Source organism: Paenibacillus phocaeensis (assembly GCF_900021165.1).
In the GTDB taxonomy this organism is placed as follows: Bacteria; Bacillota; Bacilli; order Paenibacillales; family Paenibacillaceae; genus Fontibacillus; species Fontibacillus phocaensis.
The window spans coordinates 108,743-129,415 of sequence record NZ_FCOQ01000032.1; the positions used below are offsets into that span (position 1 = coordinate 108,743).

16 protein-coding genes are annotated in these 20,673 nt (G+C 53.7%); 1 reads left to right on the top strand and 15 read right to left on the bottom strand.

Features of this window, described 5'->3' with window-relative positions; translation table 11 throughout:
• Positions 1-3: 3 nt before the first annotated feature.
• The gene (locus BN3795_RS21145) at positions 4-2,733 is read right to left on the bottom strand and encodes a GH36-type glycosyl hydrolase domain-containing protein (RefSeq protein WP_068786708.1); all 2,730 of its coding nucleotides are present in this window, start codon (positions 2,731-2,733) and stop codon (positions 4-6) included.
• A gap of 255 nt (positions 2,734-2,988) precedes the next feature.
• Between BN3795_RS21145 and BN3795_RS21150 the strand changes: the two genes are divergently transcribed.
• Entirely contained in the window at positions 2,989-4,005 is a 1,017-nt protein-coding gene (locus tag BN3795_RS21150; protein ID WP_068786682.1) for a LacI family DNA-binding transcriptional regulator, read from the top strand.
• 71 nt (positions 4,006-4,076) lie between these two features.
• Here the strand turns inward: BN3795_RS21150 and glnA are convergent, their stop codons facing one another.
• The 14 genes from glnA to BN3795_RS21215 all read right to left on the bottom strand — a co-directional run bounded on the left by glnA (position 4,077) and on the right by BN3795_RS21215 (position 20,581).
• Positions 4,077-5,501, bottom strand: a complete 1,425-nt coding sequence (glnA, locus tag BN3795_RS21155; protein WP_068786683.1) for a type I glutamate--ammonia ligase — start codon at positions 5,499-5,501, stop codon at positions 4,077-4,079.
• Positions 5,502-5,730: 229 nt separating this feature from the next.
• Positions 5,731-6,774 (bottom strand): 3-deoxy-7-phosphoheptulonate synthase, encoded by a 1,044-nt coding sequence (aroF, locus tag BN3795_RS21160; protein WP_068786684.1) that lies wholly within the window; start codon positions 6,772-6,774, stop codon positions 5,731-5,733.
• A gap of 416 nt (positions 6,775-7,190) precedes the next feature.
• Positions 7,191-7,838: a CAP domain-containing protein gene (locus BN3795_RS21165; RefSeq protein ID WP_068786685.1), complete on the bottom strand. Its 648-nt coding sequence runs from the start codon at positions 7,836-7,838 to the stop codon at positions 7,191-7,193.
• A gap of 156 nt (positions 7,839-7,994) precedes the next feature.
• Positions 7,995-8,954: a 4-hydroxy-3-methylbut-2-enyl diphosphate reductase gene (locus BN3795_RS21170; protein WP_068786686.1), complete on the bottom strand. Its 960-nt coding sequence runs from the start codon at positions 8,952-8,954 to the stop codon at positions 7,995-7,997.
• A gap of 64 nt (positions 8,955-9,018) precedes the next feature.
• Positions 9,019-10,476 carry a sensor histidine kinase gene (locus tag BN3795_RS21175; RefSeq protein ID WP_068786687.1) on the bottom strand — a complete coding sequence of 486 codons (1,458 nt, stop codon included), beginning with the start codon at positions 10,474-10,476 and terminating at the stop codon, positions 9,019-9,021.
• A 2-nt stretch (positions 10,477-10,478) separates the two neighbouring features.
• On the bottom strand, positions 10,479-11,168 hold the full coding sequence (locus BN3795_RS21180; RefSeq protein ID WP_068786688.1) for a response regulator transcription factor: 690 nt from the start codon (positions 11,166-11,168) through the stop codon (positions 10,479-10,481).
• A gap of 153 nt (positions 11,169-11,321) precedes the next feature.
• The gene (locus tag BN3795_RS21185) at positions 11,322-12,965 is read right to left on the bottom strand and encodes a S1C family serine protease (protein ID WP_068786689.1); all 1,644 of its coding nucleotides are present in this window, start codon (positions 12,963-12,965) and stop codon (positions 11,322-11,324) included.
• Positions 12,966-13,173: 208 nt separating this feature from the next.
• The gene (locus BN3795_RS21190; RefSeq protein WP_068786690.1) at positions 13,174-13,827 is read right to left on the bottom strand and encodes a response regulator; all 654 of its coding nucleotides are present in this window, start codon (positions 13,825-13,827) and stop codon (positions 13,174-13,176) included.
• The gene (locus BN3795_RS21195) at positions 13,790-14,866 is read right to left on the bottom strand and encodes a sensor histidine kinase (RefSeq protein WP_068786691.1); all 1,077 of its coding nucleotides are present in this window, start codon (positions 14,864-14,866) and stop codon (positions 13,790-13,792) included. Before BN3795_RS21195 ends, BN3795_RS21190 begins: the two co-directional genes overlap by 38 nt.
• A gap of 4 nt (positions 14,867-14,870) precedes the next feature.
• The gene (gene liaF / locus BN3795_RS21200) at positions 14,871-15,830 is read right to left on the bottom strand and encodes a cell wall-active antibiotics response protein LiaF (RefSeq protein ID WP_068786692.1); all 960 of its coding nucleotides are present in this window, start codon (positions 15,828-15,830) and stop codon (positions 14,871-14,873) included.
• 170 nt (positions 15,831-16,000) lie between these two features.
• Positions 16,001-16,150 (bottom strand): hypothetical protein, encoded by a 150-nt coding sequence (locus BN3795_RS25680; protein WP_016312938.1) that lies wholly within the window; start codon positions 16,148-16,150, stop codon positions 16,001-16,003.
• Positions 16,151-16,282: 132 nt separating this feature from the next.
• The gene (locus BN3795_RS21205; RefSeq protein WP_068786693.1) at positions 16,283-16,975 is read right to left on the bottom strand and encodes a 3D domain-containing protein; all 693 of its coding nucleotides are present in this window, start codon (positions 16,973-16,975) and stop codon (positions 16,283-16,285) included.
• 319 nt (positions 16,976-17,294) lie between these two features.
• Positions 17,295-19,232 carry a threonine--tRNA ligase gene (thrS, locus tag BN3795_RS21210; protein WP_068786694.1) on the bottom strand — a complete coding sequence of 646 codons (1,938 nt, stop codon included), beginning with the start codon at positions 19,230-19,232 and terminating at the stop codon, positions 17,295-17,297.
• Between the two features lie 437 nt (positions 19,233-19,669).
• On the bottom strand, positions 19,670-20,581 hold the full coding sequence (locus BN3795_RS21215; protein WP_068786695.1) for a putative sporulation protein YtxC: 912 nt from the start codon (positions 20,579-20,581) through the stop codon (positions 19,670-19,672).
• Positions 20,582-20,673 lie beyond the last annotated feature (92 nt).

The following is a 20,673-nucleotide window of genomic DNA, read 5'->3' on the forward strand; positions in this document are numbered from 1 at the left end:
CCGTTACGCGTTCAGCGTAATTTCTATGCGGTGAACGGCTCCCTCCGGCAGCGCCTCGATCGCCTGACGGGAAATGAGGCAGCGCTTAGGGTCAAGGTCGCATTCGAGAACCGCTCCGTTCAGCGTGACTTGCTCCATTCGATACTCCCCATATTCCGACCGCTGCAAGTTCCGGTACACGATCTGCAGCTTGCGTCCGGCGAAGCTGGTGGTTACGGACGCATCTCCCGCCGCATCGAATTGCTCCAAGGCCAGCTTCGGCTCCAGCCGTAAATCGCCATATTCACCTTTCACCCCGTATACCTCTGTCAGGAGCGTCAGCAGCAGCCAGCTGGCCGATCCCGTTAAATAAGTATACATGCCGCGGCCCCGTTCGTTAATATATTCCGGAACCCCCGGATACATCCGGCTGCGCTGGAAATCGACGGACAAGTTGTAGACGGAATCCAATACCTGCTTGCCGGCGTGGACGAACCCCCGTTTATACAGGGCGTTTGCGTACATCACCGTCATGTGGCTGAACATCGCTCCGTTCTCTTTATGGCCGAAGGCAAATCCGAACGCCCTGCCCAGATTCTGTTGAATTTCGCCAAACCGCGAATTCAGGCGGTAACCGATCTGCTCATCCTTGAGGTACCGGTCCACCGCGGCCGTAATTTTGCCGACCTGCTCTTCGGTGGCGATCCCGCCCATGATCGTAAACACTTGCCCGGTCAAGGTCATGCGCACGCCGTTAGGATGATCTCCTTCCACCCGCACGGCATCGTTATTGTAATAGCCATTAAACCACTCAAACCCTTCCTCGCTTCGGATCCACTCCTGCTTCCGTAGATGTTCAAAGGCCCAATCGGCTTTACGCCGAAGATCCTCGGACACCTGCTGAACACTAAGCTTCCGCTTCCGCCCGCTGACGGACGGGACGACCGAATCAAAATAACGGGCCAGCAACTCCTGCTTGGCCGGGATGTTGTCATAGTTCACCGGAGCGCTAAGACTATCGAGCAGCAGAGTGATCTCTTCGGCGAGTTCGATCGTGTCCGCTGCGCCCGGCGACTGCCCGAGACGAAGGATCAGCTCGGAGAGCTCCAGCAAATTGCTGGCATAAAATGCCGTAAAGGCCACACTTTCCCCGCGCGCCGGCGCCAGATCCAGACCGTCGTTCCAATCCGCCCCTTCCAGCTTAATATTGCCGTTCTCCCCCACGTTAAAGAAAGGAACGATATTTTGCAGCAAGATATGCTCCAGGATAGTCCCTTCATAAATGCGGCCATCATTCGACACCAGCTTGTTCCCCTGCTCCGGCGTCCAGGCAAGATCGCGTTCCCGGCAGCGTTTGGTGAAAATGTCGCGGAAATACGTCTGCGGCTTCAGCAAAAATTCAAGGTCCCCGCTTTGATGAATATACAGCAGCGTGGTCAACAGCGGCCAGGCTCCGTGATCCATCCATACCCGTGGGATATTGTTGCGGTCGGCGATAAATTCGCCCGGCTTTGATCCGATAATCGTCGCATTGCTTCCATCAATCCGTACGCCGGCGTAGTTGTTGTACAGCAAATGACCTACCTCATCCGGCTCCATGGCCAACAGGGCCAGGCAGTCTTGCCATAAATCACGCCACCCCCGTCCGCCGCGTCCATAGTCATGATAAGGAAGAAATGAATTGCCGTACATCCGGCGCAAAACAGGCTGCAGCGTCACCCATTTCATCCAGAGGTCATATTGCTCTTCACCAGACTGAAAGGAGAGCGTATCCAGCTTGCTCGACCAGTAGGCGCGGTTTTGCTCCAACAGCTCATCGAACCGTTGCTCCGACAAATACTCTGCGGCGATGCGCCGGGTATCGATCCGGTCGTCCGCGATCATCATGGCGATGACGTAAGACACCGAAGCGGCCGGGGCTAATCGAACTGTGTCGAACCGCAGCGCCCCCACCGCTTCGTACCCTTCGACTTCAGCCCCTGCAACCGCGTCCGGCCGGCGATTTGCGACCACGGCCTGCGGCCAATCCAGCGCCCCGCCTTCGCCGATGAAATCCTCGGTTACCGGGAAAAATCCGACGGGAGCCGCTCCGTCCTGCACCGCGCCGAACACTCCATAAGTGGTTTGGTTGACGCGATGCCCGCGCTCGTCAAACGACAACGAAGGCTGAACCTCAACACCGTGAACGGAGGTGTAGATTCGGTGCAGCAAGGACGTAACATGCCGGTGATCGCGCAGGTCATCGGCTGATCGCGCATACAGCGGAATCGCAGCCGTCGGGGTGAGGGTCAGCTCCGCGTTCCCGATATTGGTCAAACGAACCTTCATCAATTCGATTTTATCGTTCGTAACCGGAACGAAGCTGGTCGTTTCCGCTCGCAAGCCTGAAACGTTGTTCTCCCGGGTCACCTTATGCCATAAGAATCCTGCCTCCAGCCAAGTTTTCTCCTTCTCCTCCGAAAACAAAGCTGCATTTTGCCGCGCTGAATTCCCGGTTGCCGACCAGGCCCCGTACCCTTCGAGATCAACCCAGAAATTTCGCGCCGCCTTGGAATTATGCAAGCTCTCGACCGAGATCGGCTCGAGCAGAAACGAATTATGCCCCGTTGCCGATTGCCCGTGCAAATTCGGGGATACCGAAGACATCATCCCCGCTTCGTTGACCAAAGGAAAATACAAATAACTGCTTAACTCGGGTTGCTCCAGTCGGAACACGCCCTCTTTCCCTTGAAATGTCCAAGCCATTGTCGCCATATCCTTCTCTTCCTTTCGTTTGGGATCGAAATTTTCCGAAAATTTTCGATACATCGGAAACCTGCAGGGTTTCAAAGCAACGTTCAGAGACCAACCCGAAACCGGTTTCGACATTCTTATTATCGTTCGTATTCCTAGCTTTGTAAAGGGTTCCAACAACTCGAACTCTTCTTTTCTTGACGATCCGGCGAAGGATCGGTAAGATGAATTTACGAAAATATTTTCGGATATCAACCCCATGAGAGGCTGGAGCGAATGAATCTGAAGCAAATTGCGGAATTGGCCGGCGTTTCGGTGGCCACCGTATCCAAGATCATCCACAACTATAGCGATATTTCAGAGGAAACCCGGGCCAAAGTGCTTGAGGTGATGCGGAAAACCGGCTATATCCCCGCCCATACGGCAAAGACTCTGGCTCAGAAGAGAGCGCCGCTCATCGGCATCGTCTTTGCGGGTAAACGGCATGCCGACTTTGCCCATCCTTTTTTTGCAGAAGTCTTAAACGCCTTTCAGAAGCAGGTAGGGCTATTCGGTTACGATCTGCTGTTTCTAAACCCGGATCACGAGGGAAAGGGAAATGCCGACTATTTGTCCCGCTGCCGTCAGCACCAGACAGCCGGATGTTTCATCCTCAGCGGGCAAGAGGTAGGCTCGGAAGTGGACGCGCTTGATCAAAGCGAAATCCCTTGTATCGGCATTGATCTTCCGCTCCATGGCCGGAGCTCCGGCTATCTCATGTCGGATCACGCCAACATGTCGGCCAAAGCGGTAGAGCACTTCTACCTGCTGGGTTATCGGGAGCTTGGATACATCGGCAGTGCGGTGGAATCCGAGATCTCCAGCCAGCGGGAGCAGGGTTATCGGAAAGCCCTGGAGAGCTACGGACTCCCCGTCCGGGAAGAATGGTTGATCAGCGGCGAGAGCTTCTATGAAGCCAGCGGCTACGAGGCCATGACCCGGATGATGCAAGCCGGCCCCTTACCCCGGGCGATCTTTACCGCCTCCGATCTGCTCGCCATCGGGGCCCTGCGGGCCTTGCGGGAGCACGGACGCCGTGTTCCCGAGGATGTGGCTCTCATCGGATGCGATGATATCGAAGCATGCAGATATGTCCATCCGGCGCTTACGACCATTCGCCAGAATAAAGAGAAGTTAGGACGCCTGGCCGCCTCTTTGCTCTTCGATCTGATTCATAACCAGTCGGAGGCCAGTTCCGTGGTGGTCGAGCCAGAGCTGGTAGTACGAGCCTCATGCGCCGGCAGAGACCTATAATTATCTAGAAACCCAAAAAAACTCCCCATCCTTTTGGAATGGGGAGTTAATCGTATGATGGCTAATGCTGCTTACAGATCGTAATAAAGGCCAAATTCGTAAGGATGCACTCGTACGGCAACGGCTCTCGCTTCGGCCCGCTTCATTTCTACGAAGTTCTCGATGAAGGCTTTCGTGAATACGCCGCCTTGAGTCAAGAATTCATAGTCGCTTTCCAAAGCATTCAGCGCTTCGTCCAGGGAACCCGGTACGCTGCGGATCGACGCTTTCTCTTCATCGGACAGTTCATAAATGTTCTTATCAAATGGTCCGTAACCCAGTTTCACCGGATCGATTTTGTTCTTGATGCCGTCAAGACCGGCCATCAGCATCGCGGAGAAGGCCAAGTACGGGTTCGCCGTGGAGTCCGGCGTGCGGAACTCGATGCGGCAGCCTTTCGGTGTCACTGCAGCAACCGGAATCCGGACCGCAGCCGAGCGGTTCCCTTTCGAGTACACCAGGTTTACCGGAGCTTCGAAGCCCGGAACCAAACGCTTAAACGAGTTCGTGCTTGGGTTCGTAAAGGCGATGATCGCCGGCGCATGGTACAGAATCCCGCCGATATAGTTCAAAGCGATTTCGCTCAGGTTGGCATAAGCGCCTTTTTCGTAGAACAGCGGCGTATCGCCATTGAAGATCGATTGATGCACGTGCATCCCGCTGCCATTGTCGCCAAACAGCGGCTTCGGCATGAACGTTGCCGTCTTGCCGAACTGAGCGGCGGTGTTGTGCACGATATATTTGTAAACCATCAGGTTATCGGCCGTTTTCAACAACGTATCGAAGCGGAAGTTGATTTCCGCTTGACCGGATGTCGCCACCTCATGGTGGTGACGTTCCACGCGAAGGCCGGCTTCTTCAAGCAAGCGGCACATTTCACTGCGGATGTCCTGCTGTTTGTCAGTTGGAGCAACCGGAACATAACCGCCTTTGACCGGCACTTTGTAACCCAGGTTGCCGCCTTCCTCCGAACGGCCCGTATTCCAAACCGCTTCTTCGGAATCTACCGAGTAGAACGTTTTGTTCATCCCGCTCTCAAACCGGACATCGTCGAAAATAAAGAACTCCGATTCCGGAGCAAAGAAGGCCGCCGTACCCACGCCGCTTTGCTTCAGGTATTCTTCCGCGCGTACCGCTACGCTGCGCGGATCCCGCTCGTAACGATCGCCGTCCGGTGTATAGATATCGCAAAATACGTTCAACGTCGGATGCGCCGTAAACGGATCGACGAATACCGAACCATGGTCCGGCATCATGACCATATCGGATTCTTCGATACCGCGGAACCCGGGGATCGAAGATCCGTCGAAAGCAACGCCGTTCACGAAAGTTTCCTCACTCACTTCTTTGGCCGGGAGTGTAATATGATGTGCCCGTCCCGACAAATCAACAAAGCGAAAATCTACCCACTCGATTTGCTTTTCCTTAATTGTTTTTAAAACGATCTCTGCTGACATACGCTTTCCTCCCCAAATCACGAACATTAAATCTCGTTTTTGCGTTTAACGTTCATCCTTTAGTATGATTATGTCGTCATTATAGGACGGTAGAGGCAAAGTCGTCAATACTTATGTAAGGTATTTTTACATCACATATAAGCTTTTATTACGCATAGTACAAATTAATCGACAAAAAGTATAAAAGCCCACTCGCCGCATGGCGAATGGACTTTCAGATCGCTCTACCTCACACGTGAAGCACTGCCTTCGGGGTATCAAAACGTTTCCCTACCAAAGGGGCCAACTTCTCCAGATCCTGCAGCAGAGCCGCGAATTGCTCAGGGAACAAAGATTGTACGCCGTCCCCGGTCATCGAGTTGTCCGGATCGGTGTGCATTTCGATGATCAGACCGTCCGCCCCGGCGGCCACGGAGGCTTTGGTCATCGGCTCCACGAGCTCACGGCGGCCCGTGCCGTGGCTCGGGTCGGAGATAACCGGCAGATGGCTTAAGCCCTGCAGCACCGGAATGGCCGACAGATCCAGCGTATTGCGGGTGTACGTCTCGAACGTACGGATCCCGCGTTCGCACAGCATGACGTTCGGGTTGCCGCCCGCCAGAATGTACTCGGCCGCATTCAGGAACTCGTCATATGTCGCGCTAAAGCCGCGTTTCAACAATACCGGCTTATTGCAGGTGCCCAGCTTGCGCAGCAAATCGAAATTCTGCATATTGCGTGTGCCCACCTGCAGAATATCGGCATACTCCGCGCAGACATCCACATACTCCGGCGTCATGACCTCGGTAATGGTCAATAAGCCGTGCTTCTTGCCTGCTTCGGCCATCATGATCAAGCCCTCCACACCGATGCCCTGGAAGCTGTACGGGCCGGTACGCGGTTTAAACGCGCCGCCGCGCAGCACCTGCCCGCCGGCCGCCTTCACCAGCCGTGCGATCTCGTCAATTTGTTCCGGGGATTCTACCGCGCAGGGACCGCCCATCACCACCAAATCCCCGCCGCCAATCTTGACATCGCCGATCGAAATCACCGTGTTCTCCGGATGAAAATCCCGGCTGGCCAATTTATAAGACTTCGTAATTTTGATTACATTCTCAACGTCCTTCATTTGACGAAGATGTTCGGCGAGCTTCGGTTCAATGGTACCGATCAACCCGATGACCGTCCGGTCCTTTCCGCGGGAAACATGGGTCTGCAGCCCCTCCTTCTCAATCACAGCAATGATTTCCTGAACGCGTTCCTCCGGCGTTTGATTTGATGTAATAACGATCATTTCGATTCCATCCTTTCAGGCTGATATCTCCTATTCGAACGTACAGGCACTATTTTACTTGAACGCTTGTTCGCTTTTAAGCTTTTTAGCTTTTATTCGTTAAAGTAACTATAGCTGAATTTGCCTCCCTCGTCAACCCATCACTCCTAGGCTCATCACATCTAGGCTAAGCGCGGAATTTACGCTCCAATGTCGGGTTAAGATTTGTAGTTGAGGGGCGCTTTGCACGATAATCCCGTTTAATCAGGAAGTCGGAATTGGAACAAGCCATCTTGCACCAATTCCTCACTGCCTTAACAAAAGGGATAATCCTAAAAAGGGGCCCGTACAGCAAAGTGTCGGCAAGCTCTCCCCCCCTTCACGCGGGGAGTATGTAACAAAAGCCGGGGAGAGCTCCCCGGCTTTTCTATCCTTATTTATCTTCCAACGAACTCTTGCGCCCAGTACCCGTTATAGTAGCCAACCCCGATCAGGTTATAGTTCGCGTTCAAAATATTCGCGCGATGGCCTTCGCTGTTCATCCAGGCGTTTACGACTTCGGCCGGCGTCTTTTGCCCCATGGCGATGTTCTCGCCTGCGTAGCCGAAGCTTATCCCGAATTTCTTCATCATATCAAATGGCGACCCATAAGTTGGAGACGTATGGCTGAAATAGTTATTATCACTCATATCCTTCGCTTTAGCCAATGCCATATTGTTCAGCGCGGCGTCACCGGCAAGCGGCTTGAGACCTTGCTTCGCACGCTCCTGGTTGACCAGCGTGATGACCTCAGTCGCAAATTGCGATTTGTCCGTCGCTGCGTTTTGCGTATTGCCACTTTGCGTAGTCCCTTGTTGTGTAGTACCTTGTGTAGGGACTTGCGTCTTACCGGTCTGATACCACGGAATCGTAAAGTAGTTCGTCCAAGTGTTCGTACCATAGGTGGTATAAGTCTTATAAGTGGTATAAGTTTTATAAGTCGTCGTATTCGAGGCTGCCGATGCCGATGCCGGTACAAGGACCGCCGCAGCCAACATAGCTGTAAGTCCACCTGTCATCAAACGTTTCAATCGAGTCGATTTCATCATGTCATCTCCTTAGTTGTAGTAGATAGGATAGTTACATTTTTGTAACCTTTCTACAACGAGTATAACATGAATCGCCTCGTACGGAACCCCGCAAATGTTGGTAAACAGGCGAAAACCGCGGTGCGACGCGGTTTTCATTCAGCAATGCAGCTCTTATTCTCCTTTATTTCTAGCTCCAGCCTTAACCGGAGGCAGCAGCTTCGCTAGATTCACCGTGCGGACCATCTCCCAGGTCGCCGGATTCTCCGGATCGTATTGCTCTAAGTAATGAATAACTTCCTTCGTGATCGGTGTTGGCGTCGATGCCCCCGAAGTTACCGCCACTTTGCGGATTCCTTCCAGCCACTCCCGCTTCAGCTCCGTCACATCGGCAATCCGGTACGCCTTCACTCCGGCGATCTCCTCAGACACCTGAGCGAGCCGGTTGGAATTGTTGCTCCGGGGATCGCCGACAACGATCACGAGATCCGCCTGACTCGCCTGTTCCGCAACCGCCTGCTGGCGCAATTGGGTCGCCAGACAAATTTCATTATGCACTTCGGCGCCCGGATATTTCTCCAGCAATTTTTTCATAATATGCTTGATATCCCACTGACTCATCGTCGTTTGATTGGTAATCACGATTTTGTCGGCTGCAAGGTTCAACTGCTCAATTTCCTCTTCTTTCTCAATCAGATGCACCTTGTCCGGAGCGACACCCACTGCTCCTTCGGGCTCGGGATGTCCCTTCTTCCCGATGTAGATCACCTCATACCCCTCGGCGACCTTCTCTTCGATCAGCACATGCGTCTTGGTCACGTCCGGACAAGTCGCATCGACCGTCGTGAGCCCTTTGTCGCGAGCCAGTTTGCGGACCTCCGGCGACACCCCGTGGGCCGTAAAAATAACCGTCCCGCTCTCCACCTTGCTTAAGATATCCAGGCGGTTCGGGCCGTCCAGTGTAATAATTCCTTCATCCTCGAAGGAGTTTGTGACATGGCTGTTATGCACAATCATGCCAAGTATATAGATCGGCCGCGGTAAATCGAGGTTCTGCGCCGCTTGCCGGGCCAGAACCATCGCGTCCACGACGCCGTAGCAATAACCGCGCGGCGAGATTTTAATGACTTCCATGGATGATATCCCTGCTTTCTCGTCCCCCAGTTTTCCTGACGGAGGGGAGCCTCTCTATTATAAACTATTCCGGGAGGGCGTTAAAGACAGCGGGAAGCCAAATGAGAAAAGTCGTCCCTTCCCCGCGTCTGGTCAACACTTCCACGGAGCCTTCATGCTCGTCGATAATCCATTTGGCGATGGATAATCCCAGTCCGGTTCCCTGAATGACTCCGCGGGACGGATCGGCTCGATAGAATCGCTCAAAGATATGGGGCACTTCGCTCCGGTCCATCCCGATCCCCGTATCGGCGATGCGGATCCCGATCTGTCCGCCTGAACGAAGGGCGTCAATGGTGACGTTGCCCTGCTCAGTATACTTGAATGCATTTTCAATAAAAATAAACAGCATCTGCTGCAGATAATCTTTGCTGCCGTTCACCGTCGCGTTGTTCAGTGCCTGCAAATCCCCCTGAACCCACTCCGCCTTACGCGGCAAGAATTGGGCGCGGCGGATCACTTCCTCCACGACCGGCGCAAGCTGGAGCGGCTCCTTCGTCAACGTCTGCCCGGCATCCGCCCGGGCCAGGGACAGCATATCGTTCACCAGCCGGCTCATTCGTTCGGATTCAGCGGCAATGTCGCTGACAGCCTCCAGCGAGAAGCTGCGCACTCGCTCCTCCTCGCCCGGATCGCGCTGCGATTCATCCTGGGTCCACATCCGTTTCAACAGGTCCACGTTGCCGCGAATCGTCGTGAGCGGGGTGCGCAGTTCATGGGAAGCGTCCGATACGAACCGGCGCTGCGCGGAATATGCCTCATCCAATTCTTTATAGAAGCCTTCGGTTCGGGCAAGCATCTTATTGACGGTCCCGATCAGCTGTCCGATTTCATCGTTAGGCCCCTCGTAATCAATCCTTACGCTCAGGTCATTGCCGGTCTGAATCCCGTTTGCCGCCTCGATGACCTTACCGATTGGCGCCATCGATTTGCGCGCAAGAAAAAGTCCCAGCGAGCTGGCCGCCAGAATCGTAATAACCGAGCCAAACAACAAGACCGTGCTCATGCGGTTCATCAGCTTGTCTTCAGCCCCGGTATAGGCCGCTAGCTGAATTAACCCGATCAACTGGTTATCGAGCGTAACCGGGAGCTGATACAGCAGGAAGGACTGGTTATACAGCTGAACCTTCTTGAATCCCGCAATTTTGCTCAGCGAATTGCCGTCCGGAACCGGAAACTTCATATTCCAATTCAGCAAATTTTGCGAATACCGCGTGTGACCGTCCGTATAATTGTGAATTTGCACAAACAACTGGGCATCCTCCAGCCGATTCGCCTGCATCGGATCCAAATACAAGTCCAGCCCCTGCGTGATGCTGTAGCTCTGAGAGTTCTTGATCCGATTCGCCTGATCCTCCAGCCGGTTTTTCACTTCCATATACGTGTTATATCTGACAAATCCATAAATCGAAGCGCTGAACAGGATCAGCGTGACGGCCAAAATCCCGGTATACCATGCAGTCAGCCGCAGCCGGATCGACATGCTTAAGCCTCTCCTCTCAGGATGTAACCGGCCCCGCGAATCGTCTGAATAACGCGCTTGCCGCCGTGCTCTTCCGTTTTTTGCCGCAGCATGGCAATATAGACCTCCAGCACATTCGACTCCCCGCTGTAGTCGTACCCCCATATTTTATCCATGATCAAATCTCGGGTGAGCAGCCGCTTAGGATTTTGCAGGAACAAATGAAGCAGTTCGAATTCCTTCGCCGTCAGCTCCAACCGCTGACCGCCGCGCGTTACCTCACGGGAATCGAGATCCATCACGATATCTTCGTAAATCAGACGCTGGCTACCGCCTTCCCCCGCCGAATCCTTGCGCCGCAGCAAGGCCCGTACCCGGGCCAACAGTTCCTCGAGGGCAAACGGTTTGACGAGGTAATCATCCGCGCCGATATCCAGGCCCTTCACCCGGTTCTCAACCTCGTCTTTGGCGGTCAGCATCAGTACCGGCACGGTGCTTCCGCCTTCTCGCAAACGCCGACACACCTCAAACCCGTCGATCTTAGGCATCATCACGTCCAGAATGATCAGATCGGGGTCGGCGCTCATCATCATCGACAGTCCTTCCGCTCCGTTCTGGGCCGTATATACATCGTACCCCTCGAACGCCAGGCCGCGCCGCAGCATCGACGTGATCTTCTCATCATCATCTATGACCAATATCGCCGATCTCACGAAAACCTCTCCTTTGCCTTACGCTTGCTTCATGCAAGCTCTACTGTCTCCATTGTACCAAAACTGAAGGTAAACCCGCATCCCGCATCAATAAGCCAAAAAGGCGGCAGGCTCTTCCTGCCGCCTGTACCGCCTTGGTTGCTCCCGTTCGAATCAGTTCACGTTGGGGAACTCGTTCTTGTCGCCGATCATGACCTCAAGGTCGATCTTCTTCCCGTCGCGCACGACGTTCAACTTCACTTTCGTCCCCACCTGCTGCTTCTGAATGTATTCAATCAGTTTTTCCTTGGTTGCAAATTTCGTACCGTTCGCTCCCGTAATGATATCGTAAGGACGCAGATCCGCATTGTAAGCCGGCGATTTAAAGACGATGTCCGTGACAATCGAGCCTTCCTTCACATCGGTTTGCATTTGCTTCGCTACTTCGTCCGTCATCGTCATCAAGGTAGCGCCGATAAACGGTACCGGTTTTTGCGGGATTTTCTCATTGTTCTTCAGTTTATCCAAGACTTCGGAGATGGTGCTGGTCGGAATCGCAAAGCCGATGCCCTGCGAATCCGAGCTCACGGCCACGTTAATCCCGACGACTTCGCCGTTCAGGTTCAGCAGCGGACCTCCGGAGTTCCCGGGGTTGATCGAGGCGTCCGTTTGCAGCAAATGCTCATATTCCCGGTCCTTCTCCCCATTCTCCCCAGGAATGGTGATCGGTCCGCGCTCCTTCGCGCTGAGCACCCCGACCGTTACGGTGTGGTCAAAACCTTTAGGATTCCCGATCGCGACCAGCCATTCGCCGACTTGCGTGTTGCCGGAGTTCCCCAGCGGAATCGAAGGGAAGTTGCTTCCATCAATTTTCAGAACGGCAAGGTCCAGTTCATAGCTCGTTCCGAGTACTTTCGCCTCATAGGGCTTCTCCGTACCCTGAACTGTGACCCGTACTACATCGGCGTTATGCACGACATGCTCGTTGGTTAGAATATATCCCGTTTTGTCAAAAATAAATCCCGAACCAATGCCCGTTGGCACCAATTGGCTTGAACCGGAGGAGGAGCCGCCGTTGTTGCTGCCGTCACCGTTGTCGCCATTGCCGCTGTTTCCGCCGAAGCCAAAGGCGTCATCGCCGAAGAAGTAGCGGTAGAACGGATCGCTGCCGTACGAGTTGCTGCCTCTCTGCTTGCTGGCATCCGTCAGCGTTTCAATTTTGACTACGGCCGGCCCGGCTTGGTTCACAACTTTCGTGACTTCACCGGAATCCGTTACCGGGTACAAGGCGGTCGTTGCCTTGCCGGCCGAATCGGCGCCTCCGCTCGCCGACGACGCGTTGCCCGAAGCCGGCACGGAAGCGTTGGCCGCTTGATCCGGCGTAAACAGGTTGGTCCGGTCCGCAAAGACCATCGCTCCGGCCATGATCAGCATCCCCGCCAATACACCGGCGATAACCGAACGGACCGAGGTTTTTCTCGGCGGTTTGCTGTTGTACTGCCAATTGGTGCTTTTCGCCGCCGGCAGGCTGCCGCGCCCGTCTCCATCGGAACCGCTGGCAGGTTCAACCGCGCTGCGAACCATATCATAGGAAGAAGGATAAGGTCGAAGCGGCTGCGGCCGCGTCACCTCTACATCCTCTGCTTGATGATGCTCGTTGTCAGGGGGATGCCCCGGTTCCTCGTTCGTTTTCCCATAGGATTGAAAAGGGCCGTAAGAATAATAATAGGAAGAGCCCGACTCCGAAGATTCCTGACGCTTAGGTTCATTTGCGTCTCCTTCAAAAGGTTGGCCCGGTTTGTATTTTTGATCGTCCATGGTATGCTTGACCTCCTTCCCCTGTGTGATCCAGGGGGAACTTGTTTTCTTGTTTTTTATTCTGGACCAGAAACCTTAAACGTACATTAAAAACAATTAAAAAGGAGATAAAAGCTAGATTTGAGTTCTATAGCCATAAATCCTGTATTCGAAAAATAGCGCCCATAAATGGCGCTATCCCTGAGGTACAGCCTATTCTCAAAGTGGACTAACGAGCCACCCAACCTTGGCGGTGAGCGTAGATGGCCAACTGCGTACGGTCCTCCAGTTCGCACTTCATCAGCAGGTTGCTGACATGCGTCTTGACGGTTTTGATGCTGATGTGGAGCTCCTCCGCGATGTCCTTGTTGCTTTTGCCTTCGGCGATCAGGAGCAGCACTTCCTTCTCCCGTTCGGTCATTCCCGAATCGTCCCCTTGCACGGTTCGCTGACGGAGGCCGCGCGTAAGCGCCTGGGCCACGTCGCCCGTCATGACCGGCATCCCGCGGTACGCGCCCTGAAGGGCATAGATCAGCTCCTCGGCGGAGACCGTCTTCAGCACATAGCTGACCGCCCCGGCCTCAACCGCCTGCACGACGAGATCGTCTTCGAGGAAGCTGGTCAGGATAACGATTTTCATGGCGGGAAACCGGCTCAGCACTTCCTTCGTCGCTTCTGCACCGTTCAAGTTCGGCATCATCAAGTCCATCAGAATGATGTCGGGCGGCCCCTCCGGAAGCCCTTGCTCCAACAGATCAACCGCCTCTTGTCCGTCTCCGGCCTCTGCGATTACCTCAAATCCCGGATCCAGCATCAAATACGTCTTTAACCCCATCCGCACCATGTCATGGTCGTCGACGATCATCACCTTGATTTTGCTCATTCGCGGCCTCCCCTTTCCCATCCTCAAACTTCGGAATATGCACCCGGATCGTCGTTCCCGCTCCCGGTTTGCTGATGATTTCCGCATTGCCGCCCAGCTTCTCGGCCCGTTCCTTCATCGTCGTCAATCCGTAAGAACCCTGTTTCTGATACGTGCTGCTAAAGCCTTGTCCGTCATCGCTGATGCTCAGCACGACCTGACGCGGCCCTTCACGCAGCGACAAGCTGACCATGCCGGCTCCGGCATGCTTCACGATATTTGCCATCGCTTCCTGGATGATCAGGAACAGCTGATGCTCCTTCGCTTCCGACATGTCCCCCTGGATATCCATATCCTTGATTCCCTTCAGTCCGTTCTGCCGGCAATAGTCGGGAAACCACTGATCGAGCGCCTCTGCCAAGGACTTGCCGACCAGCTCCATCGGGCGCAATTGGGCGATTAATGCCCGCATCTGCTTCTGCGCGGTATTGGACATCAGGATCAGCTGGTTCAGCACCGTCTCCGCCTGGGGCGGATTGCTCTCCAACACCTTCGGCAAGGAGGACGCCGCCATATGAATGGCGAACAACTGCTGGCTGACGGTGTCGTGCAGATCGCGAGCCAGCCGTCTGCGCTCCTCCAGCACCGCCTTCTCCGCGGCCTGCTCCTTCTCAACGATCTCTTGCTCGCCAAACTGCTGAAGAAGCTGCATTTTCTTCTCCATGGCATCCACCATGTTGTTGAATTCCTGATACAGCCCGTTAAACGTCTGGTCAGCCGTTTCCGGCATCCGTACCGATAAATTGCCTTTGGCTACCTGAAGCATGTTCAGGTGTAAGTGATCGATCTTCCCCTGGATGCGCCGGCCGGCGATATAGCCGATGATGAGCGCCAAAACGACGATGCCCGCGATATCGTAAATCCACATCCACGGGTTGGTGACCACGATCACGCCGGTAGTGGTTCCGATATAGAAGGCAATCGCCGATAGGCTGCCGGTGAGCAAAAAGTAGCACAACAGCTCCCACTTCGTATTTTTCAAAATCCGCTGTACGATCATGGAATCAACCTACCATGTTGACCTTGACGTCGCCGACAAACACGCTGACGATCAGCTTCACGCGTTTGCTTGCTTCCCCGTAATACGGGGATTCAGCCGTGACGCTGGTCATGAATCCGCCCTGCTTCTGCGTCAGCACTTTCAAATCGCCAATGAAGGCGCTCGAAGTGGTTACAATGCCGATATCCATATCGTCGGGAACGAACACCTTGACGTCGCCGATGAACGACGATACGTTGATTTTCGTTTCCCCATAAGGAATCTGGGCTTTGGTCAGGTCAATGATCGTGTCGCCGATAAAATGAGAGATATTCATTGGTTTCAGTTGAAAATAATCCTGACCCAAATGCACATCCCCGATAAACCCGGCCTTCTGGATCACCGTTCCTTGATCTCCCGGAACACTTCCCCCATGGAAGTGCCCGAATTTCGGATGATCAAAGCGCGTTTTCTCCTGCTTAGGCCCCTGCTCCTTCTCTTTCTCCTTCTCTTTCTCCATCGAACCGAAAATCGAATCCAGCGGCGACTCCATCTCCGGATGGAATGTCGGCGGAGGAGGGGGCGGATCCAGCGGCGGCATCGGAGGAGGCGGAAAATCCTCATGCCGTTTGCGCCGATGGGGATCACGCGGTTTAAACAATACATATAACCCGCCGATGATCAGCATCATCGGGAAGAAGAATCGAAAAAATTCGCCCGGAGCCAAATCAATCAACCCGAGGTTGCGGCCCAGAAAATAACCGCCGATGAGAATCAATATGGTGCTGCCGACAAAATTCCCACCTCGCCAGCCGCCGTTGCTCAAATTCACCAGGCCCCCCAGGATCAGAAACACGGGCCAATACGTCGAGAACATCTCACCGATGCTGAAATCGGTCACTCCGAGCTGGTTCAGAAGAAAAACTCCCCCGATCCCGATCAGCACCATCCCGCCGATGAATCTTCCAAATAATCCGTTTCTCATTTTGCTACCTCCAATGGACTGCCTCTTACTAATGTCAGTTTACCTGAAGTCGGGAACGGTGAACAGCGGCGCGGGATGGAAAGGCAGCTCGGTCCCGAGACCGAGAACCCTGGGGATATATGTAAAAAAAGCGCCCCCTAAAGGGACGCTCTTTGCGCTTCACGCGGTCATTATTGTTGTTTGTTCACTGGAGTTGTAGCATTACGGGAAGCTTTCGCTTTTTGAGCGACAGTTGCCGTGCTTTCCTCAGCAAATTCCTCGTTAAACTTCTCATTAGGTGTTTTGTAACCTGGAGAAGCTGCTTTCTTTTGATTTGCCATGAATTTCACCTCCCTCTCGCATACGCCGAATCAGCGAATCGCCCGGCGTTTTACGTGGCCTCTCTTGTTGTTGACCACGTCCCTTATTATGCGAACCGGGATGGCGAATTATGCGAGCGGACAAGGTGAAGATCAAATCGCCTTATCCCATAAGTTTTCGGGAATTTCCTTGCTGACTTCCATCACTTTGCCAAGCTCTTTGAGCATGGCTTCGGTCAGTTTGCCATCCCCTTTGCGCACCACCTGAACCTCGACCTCTTTTTTCCCCCACTCCTTATAAACCTGCTTAATGGTATCAAAATAAAGGTCAATTTTGTGGCCGCGGATGGCCGAGCCTTTATCGGCGACAACCCCGTAACCGTATCCGGGAATGTAGAGGATCGTGCCAAGCGGAAAAATCTTCAGATCGGCCGCGATCGTTGAAATGGTATCTTTATCGCGCCGCACCTTGACGCCCGAATACGTGATGCCGTATTGCGGATGATTCGGCTTCTTGCCGGTGGATTCGTAGCCGGCTGTATACCCGGTCGCCAGAACTTTGACCGTTTCCACCGTTTTTTTCTTGCGTTCAGGCAGGGCCTGTTTATGTTCCGGGTTCATGACCATGAACCGCTGATAATGAGTTTGCCGAGCAGCCCTTGCTTCCTGCAGCTGCTGCGTTTGCTTGAACTCCAGCCACTCTGCGAAATTCCGGGCCTGCCGGTTCGCGTTCAGATTTTGCGGATGAATGCCGCTCCCCGGCAGATCCGCCGCCATCGTAAAAACAAGCAGCCCTGCAAGCAAACAGCGTCTCCCTGTTCTTTGCCAGAAATGAATTTGTTGCATGTGAAAACCTCCCCCTTATCCGAAAGGGTTTCCACATCCGCCCAATTCTATACATCCTCGCTTTCCGGCCCCCAGCTACATCCGCCCGGACGGAAATGTTGCAAAAAGTGCAGCACTTTGGCCCGCCTCCCGCCCTCCAAATCCCAAATGTTGCAACAACGTCAACATTTTTGAGGGCTTCGCGCAAAAAAAGGCCAAAATGCTGCACAAAATGCAACATTTTGGCCTTCATCCCCTCGCGTGCGTGTAAAATGCTGCATAAAATGCAGCATTTATCCTTAGTGCGTCGCGGACAGGAGGCGCGAGATCCGCGTCCGAACTAGATGATGTGGTTGCGAATTTCCTCCTGCAGTTGAGCAACCACTTCCTCTATGGGTTTGGCACCCAGGTCGCCTTCGCCGCGCTTGCGCACAGAGACGGTGCCGGCGCTTTGCTCGCTTTCGCCGACGACGAACATGTACGGCAGCTTCTCCAACTGAGCTTCGCGAATTTTATAGCCCAGCTTCTCGTTGCGCAAATCGCTTTCGGCACGAATGCCGGCAGCGCGCAGCTTGTCTTCCACCTGACGCGCATAAGCGTCGAAATTGCCGGAGACCGGAATGACCTTCGCCTGAACCGGAGCCAGCCACAGCGGCAAGTTGCCGGCAAAGTTCTCCAGCAGGAAGGCCGTGAAGCGTTCCATCGTGCCGAGGATCCCGCGGTGCAAGACGACCGGACGGTGCTTCGCGCCGTCGTCGCCGACGTATTCGAGCTCGAAGCGTTCCGGCAGCAGGAAGTCGATTTGCACGGTAGACAATGTTTCTTCTTTGCCAAGCGCCGTTTTAATCTGCACATCCAGCTTCGGACCGTAGAACGCCGCTTCGCCTTCCGCTTCGAAGAACGGCAAGCCCGCTTCCTCTACAACCTCGCGGAGCATCCGCTGCGCCGTATTCCACATCTCATCATCCTGGAAGTATTTCTCCGTATCCTGCGGGTCGCGATAGGACAACCGGAAGCGATATTCATGGATCCCAAAATCGTTATACACCTGCTTGATCAGGTCGAGCACCCGCGAGAATTCATCCTTGATTTGATCCAGACGGCAGAAAATATGCGCATCATTCAACGTCATCGAGCGAACGCGGTGCAAGCCGGTCAAAGCGCCGGACATTTCGTAGCGATGCTGCATTCCAAGCTCCGCAATTCGGATCGGCAAATCCCGATAGCTGCGCATATCGCTTTTGTACACCATCATATGGTGCGGACAGTTCATCGGACGAAGAATGAATTCTTCCGTATCGATCGCCATTTTAGGGAAAATATCATCCTGATAGTGATCCCAGTGTCCCGAGGTTTTGTACAAATCCACGTTCCCAAGCACCGGGGTGTACACATGTTGATAACCCAGACGTTCTTCGATATCAACGATATAACGCTCCAGCGTACGGCGAACCGTCGCTCCTTTCGGCAGCCAAATCGGCAAGCCTTGTCCCACCAGATTGTTGAAAGTGAAAATATTCAATTCCTTACCCAGCTTGCGGTGGTCGCGTTTCTTCGCTTCCTCCAGCATATGCAGGTGCTGATCCAGATCCGCCTTCTTCATGAACGCAGTGCCGTAGATCCGCTGCAGCATTTTGTTGTTGCTGTTGCCGCGCCAGTAAGCACCGGCCACGCTCAGCAGCTTGAACACTTTGATCTTGCCGGTCGAAGGCACATGAGGCCCGCGGCACAAGTCGAAAAATTCACCCTGATCGTAAATCGAGATGACGCTGTCTTCCGGCAGATCGCGAATCAGTTCCAGCTTGTACGGATCGCCCAGCTCGGTAAAGATCGCCACCGCTTCCTCGCGGCTTACTTCCCGGCGTGTAATCGGCAGATTTTCGCCGATGATGCGTTCCATTTCCTTTTCGATCTTTTGCAGGTCTTCCGGATTAAGCGGATGCTCCAGATCCATGTCATAGTAGAAGCCGTCATCAATGACCGGACCGATCCCCAGCTTCACTTCCTTATTGCCAAACAGGCGTTTCACCGCTTGAGCCATCAAGTGAGCGCTGCTGTGACGCATGATTTCCAGGCCGTCTTGAGAATCCCCTGTAATGATCTCCACTTTGGCGTCGTCCACCAGCTTCGTGTTCAAATCAACCGTGACGCCGTTGATTTTTCCGGCCAGCGCATTTTTACGCAAACCGCTGCTGATCGAAGCTGCCACATCCTCCAAACTGCTGCCTTCCGCATACTCCCGAACCGAACCGTCCGGCAAAATAACTGATACTGCCACTTTGTGTGCCTCCCTATCCAAATGTGGTTGAAATTGACCGGAGCGGACAAATCAAAAAACGCCCGTCCCGGAAAGGGACGAGCGTTATACCCGTGGTTCCACCCTCATTCGGCCTTATCCGCAGCACCCATGTGTGCGATAAACGGAAACGGCCCTTAATTCGGCATTCGATAACGGCAATGAACCGGTATTCCTTACTTCATCTCGGGTTCAGGAATACAGCTACAAAGGGGTAAACCAAAAGCGAAACCGAAGGGAATTCCAGCCAAGTTCCCTCTCTCTGTACTGTTCAAGACTTCCGGCTCATGTCTTTGTCAACGCTATTAGTGATGTTCAATAATCAGCTTGTGATCACGATGCTAATCAAGATGCTGAATACTTGCAAGTTATTATAAAGCTAACTTGTCGGATCGTCAAGAAACCCCTACCCCCTAATCTTATCTGCCTTGATCCAGGCGGCGGAATTCCTGATGGAACGGCTTGCAATGCGGACATCGCAAACAGATTTCCACCCGTTCCCCAAATATCCGCGAGATGGTAGTAATCACCTGCGCATCGGGATCCTGCGTATGAATCAGGATCTTATCCGGGGATAAGGAGATTAAGGTGCTGACGATCACGTCCTCCATCTGCATTTCCTGATCGGCAATTCGCGCAACGACCCCGCCGGATGCCGGTATGTGAACCGGAGTAAACTGCTCGCTCAGAATGGCAAATTCATGACCGTGCTTATGCATCAAATGAACCAACGGCGTCAGAGGCTCCTGGAAGTAAACGAAAGATTGCAGCAGCCCGATAAATTCCTCATACTGCTTGTCGAGCAAATACTCGTCCACGGCAAAATCCACGATTTCCCGCAGCTTGTCCTCGTATGTCTTCAAACGAAACAAGGCGAAGCCATCCAGATGAAGCTCGGAGGAAATCTGCAAGTACTCGCTCAGCGCCTCTTGAACCAACGACCTGCGGGTCTCTCGGGAGCCCCCGGTCTCCGTGCCATCGGCCAGCATACGATTCACCATCTGCTGCACCTGCAGCGCCTCGTCCCGGGATTCGAAGCTATAGTCCCGTTTCATGACTCGAGCAGCCAGCTCTTCTTCCTTCACGTCTACAACGTATTCCGCCAATGCGAGCGAGATAAGGTCGATCAGTCGTTGACCCAGGTGATCTTGTCCGCCTGTCATGTCCGGCCGTCCGATCACCACAGCCTCCAGCATCCCGCCTTCAGTATCCTGGAATTCCAGCTGAACCTCGCGGTTATGTAAGCTGTTTACGGCATCCTGTATCAGGCTTTTGAACCGTTCCTCCGATCGGGAAGAACCGCAATTGACGCGTACGGTAAAAAAATCCATGAACCTGGCCCCCTTCCGCTTCCTTCTCCAAGTATATGGCGGGAAGGAAACGGATATACGGAAACGGTTCATGGAATGAAAGGCAGATCTGT

Coding starts and splice junctions, on each gene's coding strand:
- BN3795_RS21145 (WP_068786708.1), bottom strand. CDS start 2,733: ATGGCGACAATGGCTTGGACATTTCAAGGGAAAGAGGGCGTGTTCCGA.
- BN3795_RS21150 (WP_068786682.1), top strand. CDS start 2,989: ATGAATCTGAAGCAAATTGCGGAATTGGCCGGCGTTTCGGTGGCCACC.
- glnA (WP_068786683.1), bottom strand. CDS start 5,501: ATGTCAGCAGAGATCGTTTTAAAAACAATTAAGGAAAAGCAAATCGAG.
- aroF (WP_068786684.1), bottom strand. CDS start 6,774: ATGATCGTTATTACATCAAATCAAACGCCGGAGGAACGCGTTCAGGAA.
- BN3795_RS21165 (WP_068786685.1), bottom strand. CDS start 7,838: ATGAAATCGACTCGATTGAAACGTTTGATGACAGGTGGACTTACAGCT.
- BN3795_RS21170 (WP_068786686.1), bottom strand. CDS start 8,954: ATGGAAGTCATTAAAATCTCGCCGCGCGGTTATTGCTACGGCGTCGTG.
- BN3795_RS21175 (WP_068786687.1), bottom strand. CDS start 10,476: ATGTCGATCCGGCTGCGGCTGACTGCATGGTATACCGGGATTTTGGCC.
- BN3795_RS21185 (WP_068786689.1), bottom strand. CDS start 12,965: ATGGACGATCAAAAATACAAACCGGGCCAACCTTTTGAAGGAGACGCA.
- BN3795_RS21190 (WP_068786690.1), bottom strand. CDS start 13,827: ATGAGCAAAATCAAGGTGATGATCGTCGACGACCATGACATGGTGCGG.
- BN3795_RS21195 (WP_068786691.1), bottom strand. CDS start 14,866: ATGATCGTACAGCGGATTTTGAAAAATACGAAGTGGGAGCTGTTGTGC.
- liaF (WP_068786692.1), bottom strand. CDS start 15,830: ATGAGAAACGGATTATTTGGAAGATTCATCGGCGGGATGGTGCTGATC.
- BN3795_RS25680 (WP_016312938.1), bottom strand. CDS start 16,150: ATGGCAAATCAAAAGAAAGCAGCTTCTCCAGGTTACAAAACACCTAAT.
- BN3795_RS21205 (WP_068786693.1), bottom strand. CDS start 16,975: ATGCAACAAATTCATTTCTGGCAAAGAACAGGGAGACGCTGTTTGCTT.
- BN3795_RS21215 (WP_068786695.1), bottom strand. CDS start 20,581: ATGGATTTTTTTACCGTACGCGTCAATTGCGGTTCTTCCCGATCGGAG.